This window comes from Mesorhizobium sp. M4A.F.Ca.ET.050.02.1.1 (assembly GCF_003997725.1).
Lineage (GTDB): Bacteria > Pseudomonadota > Alphaproteobacteria > Rhizobiales > Rhizobiaceae > Mesorhizobium.
In genome coordinates this window covers 1-3,547 of sequence record NZ_RZSG01000637.1, presented here as the reverse complement: position 1 = coordinate 3,547, position 3,547 = coordinate 1, and the positions used below count along the sequence as shown (strand labels likewise).

Annotated in this window: 7 protein-coding genes; all 7 read right to left on the bottom strand. The window is 63.9% G+C overall.

The genetic code is table 11. The features are described 5' to 3' along the window. The coding region (locus EOA33_RS28450; RefSeq protein ID WP_281033565.1) for an ATP12 family protein at positions 1 to 183 on the bottom strand (183 nt) is incomplete at its 3' end. A gap of 11 nt (positions 184 to 194) precedes the next feature. Next, on the bottom strand, positions 195 to 1,112 hold the full coding sequence (locus EOA33_RS28445; protein WP_127407150.1) for a DMT family transporter: 918 nt from the start codon (positions 1,110 to 1,112) through the stop codon (positions 195 to 197). After that, positions 1,109 to 1,315 (bottom strand): hypothetical protein, encoded by a 207-nt coding sequence (locus EOA33_RS28440; RefSeq protein ID WP_126054665.1) that lies wholly within the window; start codon positions 1,313 to 1,315, stop codon positions 1,109 to 1,111. The genes EOA33_RS28445 and EOA33_RS28440 overlap by 4 nt, the downstream gene beginning before the upstream one ends. A 25-nt stretch (positions 1,316 to 1,340) precedes the next feature. Continuing rightward, positions 1,341 to 2,321, bottom strand: coding sequence for an RluA family pseudouridine synthase (locus tag EOA33_RS28435; protein ID WP_127407149.1), 981 nt, complete (start codon positions 2,319 to 2,321; stop codon positions 1,341 to 1,343). 38 nt (positions 2,322 to 2,359) lie between these two features. Further along, positions 2,360 to 2,734, bottom strand: a complete 375-nt coding sequence (gene crcB / locus EOA33_RS28430; protein WP_126054667.1) for a fluoride efflux transporter CrcB — start codon at positions 2,732 to 2,734, stop codon at positions 2,360 to 2,362. Positions 2,735 to 2,765: 31 nt separating this feature from the next. Further along, entirely contained in the window at positions 2,766 to 3,131 is a 366-nt protein-coding gene (locus EOA33_RS28425) for a DUF779 domain-containing protein (RefSeq protein ID WP_126054668.1), read from the bottom strand. Between the two features lie 64 nt (positions 3,132 to 3,195). Then, the coding region (locus tag EOA33_RS28420) for an aldehyde dehydrogenase family protein (RefSeq protein WP_127407148.1) at positions 3,196 to 3,547 on the bottom strand (352 nt) is incomplete at its 5' end.

Sequence of the window (3,547 nt, the reverse complement as noted above, 5' to 3'; positions counted from 1 at the left end):
GCCCGGCGTGCGCACCGGTCTACCGTCGAGATGGACGGCAAAGCCCTCTTCCGCCGGCACGACCGCAACGGCCTTGTAGAAGCGCTTCGGCAGCGGCGTCTTCATCTGGATCTGGGCGCGGCGCACGGGATCGGGATCGGAAAGCTGCTTTCCCGCTTCGAGGTCGTTGAGGATGTCACGCATGTCGGAACTCTCTAACCCAGGATTTGCTTGCGCGCCGGCCGGTTGACGATGATAAGGCCAGCGGCGACCAGGCCAAGCGCCAGGAAAATCCTGACCGTCGGCGGCTCGCCCAAAAGCACCGCGCCGCACAAGACACCGAAGGCTGGCGACAGGAAGGCGAAACTCGACAAGCCCGCCGCCGGATAGCGCGTCAGCAACCAGAACCACAATACATAGGTGAAGGCGACGATATAGAAAGACTGGAACAGCAGCGCCAAGGTCGGCAAGGCCGTGACCGCGCGGATCGGCGCGCCGGCAAAAGGCATGACCAGCAGACCGACGACCGCGGCGCCGGCCAGCTGATAGAGCAGCAGTTTCTCGGCGCTCGTGTCGACCAGTTTCGACCGCTTGATGACGATGCTGGTCATCGCCCACAGAATCCCTGAGCCGAGGCTGAGCAGGTCGCCGGTGAGCGTCGCATTGTTGCCGCCAACGATGCCTTCGGAGAAGACCGCCGCAAGGCCGCAGAAGGCGAGAACAAGCCCGCCCAGCTTGCGCGCGTTGATGCGCTCGCCGAGCAGGAAATGGCTGCCGATCAGGACCCAGAACGGCATGGTGTTGACCAGTAGCGTGTTGCGGGCAACGGTTGTGTATTCCAGCCCGATATAGAGGCACAGGAATTCAACGCCGAAGAGCACGCCGACAACGACGCCGGCGACTAGCGTCCCATCCGGCCTGAACAGCTTGATGCCGCGCAGCCGGCACCAGCCGAGCACGCAGAGCCCGCCAAGAATCGAGCGCGCGATCGAGACGAAGACGGGATCATAGCCGGCGTAGGAAACCTTGGCGGCGACGTAGTTCAGCCCCCAGGAGAAGGTCAGCCCGACCATGATCGTGGCGGCCGCCATGTCGACTGCATCGCGACGGCCCATTTCGGTTGCCGTGGTCATTGCTTCGATTGGCTTTCCAACTTAGCAAGCAGTGCTTTCAGTGCTTCGGTGTTTTGTCTGACCGCCTCAGTGTTCTCGCGGCCGATCTCCGCCACCGATCCCTGCCTGGCAGCAGCGCGGCGCGTAAGATGAGCCACACGAGAAAAATCATGATGAAAAGGCAGCCATCCGACCAACTGGTTGGTGAGCGTGGTTCCTCCCATGGCCCAGTTCCTCTCCTAGTCGTCCCTAGTCGTCCGCGTTCTGCTCGTCGAAGCCGAGCAGGTTCCAGCTCTGGCGCATATGCGGCGGCATCGGCGCGGTGACGTCGATGACGCCCTGGTCCGGGTGCGGGATGAGGATGCGGCGCGCGTGCAGATGCAGGCGGTTCTGCATGCCGCCCGGAAAGTCCCAATTGGTGTCGGCCTCGAAATATTTGGGATCGCCGATGATCGGGCAGCCAATGTAGGCAGCGTGGACGCGCAGTTGATGGGTGCGACCGGTATAGGGCTCCATCTCCAGCCAGGACAGCGACTGCGCCGCCTGCTCGACGACCCGATAGTAGGAGACCGCATGGTCGGCGCCCTTCTCGCCATGCTTGGCGATGCGCACGCGGTCGCCGTCCGGGGTCGGTTCCTTGACCAGCCAGGTCGAGATCTTGTCCTCGCGCTTCGGCGGCACGCCCTTGACCAGTGCCCAATAGGTCTTCTTGGTCTCGCGCGCCCGGAACGCTTCGGAGAGTTTCATCGCCGCAAGCCTGGTGCGGGCGACGACCAGCACGCCGGATGTGTCGCGGTCGAGCCGATGCACCAGGCGCGGCTTCTCGCCCTTCTGGTTGCGCCAGGCCTCCAGCATGTCATCGACATTGCGGGTGACGCCCGAACCGCCCTGCACGGCGAGCCCAGCGGGCTTGTTGAAGACGAAGACCTTCGGGTCCTCATGGATAAGCATCTTGGCGAGCACATCGGCGTCGCCCTGGTTGCGGATCGAATGGCCGGTGAGCGGCGCCTCGCCCTTCTTGTCGACCTCGAGCGGCGGGATGCGGACCGTTTGGCCGGGCTCGACGCGCGTGTCGGCCTTCACCCGGCCGCCGTCGACGCGGATCTGGCCGGAGCGCAGGAGCTTCTGCAGATGGCCGAAGCCGAGCCCCGGGAAATGGCTCTTGAACCAGCGGTCGAGCCGCATGCCCGCCTCGCCGGCCTCCACCGTGATCTGTTCAACGCCTGCCATTTGTCTCGCTTTGCCTCTTCGGAAGCGGGGCAATAGCATTAAGGCAGGCTTCTTGCGAGCCAAAGACCCAGAAACAGGGCGAGGATCGCGCCAATGACGCTGGCGAGCGCATAGCCGAACGCCGGCACCGCGGCGCCGCGCTCCCAAAGCGTGGCGAAATCGAGCGAAAAGGCCGAAAAAGTGGTGAAGCCGCCAAGGATGCCGGTGGCCACGAACAGCCTGACCTCGTTCGAGCCGCCGCGTCGCGCTAGCACGGCGATGAAAAGGCCCATGACGAAGGAGCCGACGATGTTGATCACCATCGTGCCCCAGGGATAGTTGGGGCCGACCAGGCGCAGCGCGCCCATATTGGTCAAGTGGCGGATGCCGGCGCCGATGCCGCCGCCGATGACAACGAGAAGTAGATTGGCCATGGCGGCTTTGTGCCGTTGCCGGCTTGCCGGGTCAATCCCTCCCGGCGGCGGGTGGAACCGCGCAGATCGTCGAACGGGTCAGAAATCGCCGCTCGCGGCCGTTGTCGAGCGAGAACATGCCGCCCCTGCCAGGCACCACGTCGATGATCAAATCCGTGTGTTTCCAGGCCTCGTACTGCGAGGCGCTGATGTAGATCGGCGTGTTGCCGATTTCACCCAGCATGACGTCGGCATCGCCAACAATGAAATCGCCGCGCGGATAGCACATTGGCGAGGAGCCGTCGCAGCAGCCGCCGGACTGGTGGAACAGAACAGGGCCGTGATCGGCGATGATCTCGGCCAGGAACGCCTCCGCCTCCGGCGTGGCGGACACTTTGTTCAGAGATCTTTTGTCCATCAGATCCTCCAACAATCGAAGGAGGACGCGGCGAACCGCGCCCTCCCCCCTCGCCCCGGGAGGATCAGAAGAAGCCAAGCTTCTTCGGGCTGTAGCTGACCAGCATGTTCTTGGTCTGCTGGTAGTGATCGAGCATCATCTTGTGCGTCTCGCGACCGATGCCGGACTGCTTGTAGCCGCCGAAGGCAGCGTGCGCCGGATAGGCGTGGTAGCAATTGGTCCACACGCGCCCGGCCTGGATGGCGCGGCCGAAGCGGTAGCAGCGGTTCGCGTCGCGGCTCCAGATGCCAGCGCCGAGGCCGTAGAGCGTGTCATTGGCGATCGACAGCGCCTCGTCATCGTCCCTGAAGGTCGTGACCGACACCACCGGTCCGAAAATCTCCTCCTGGAAGATGCGCATCTTGTTGTGGCCCTTG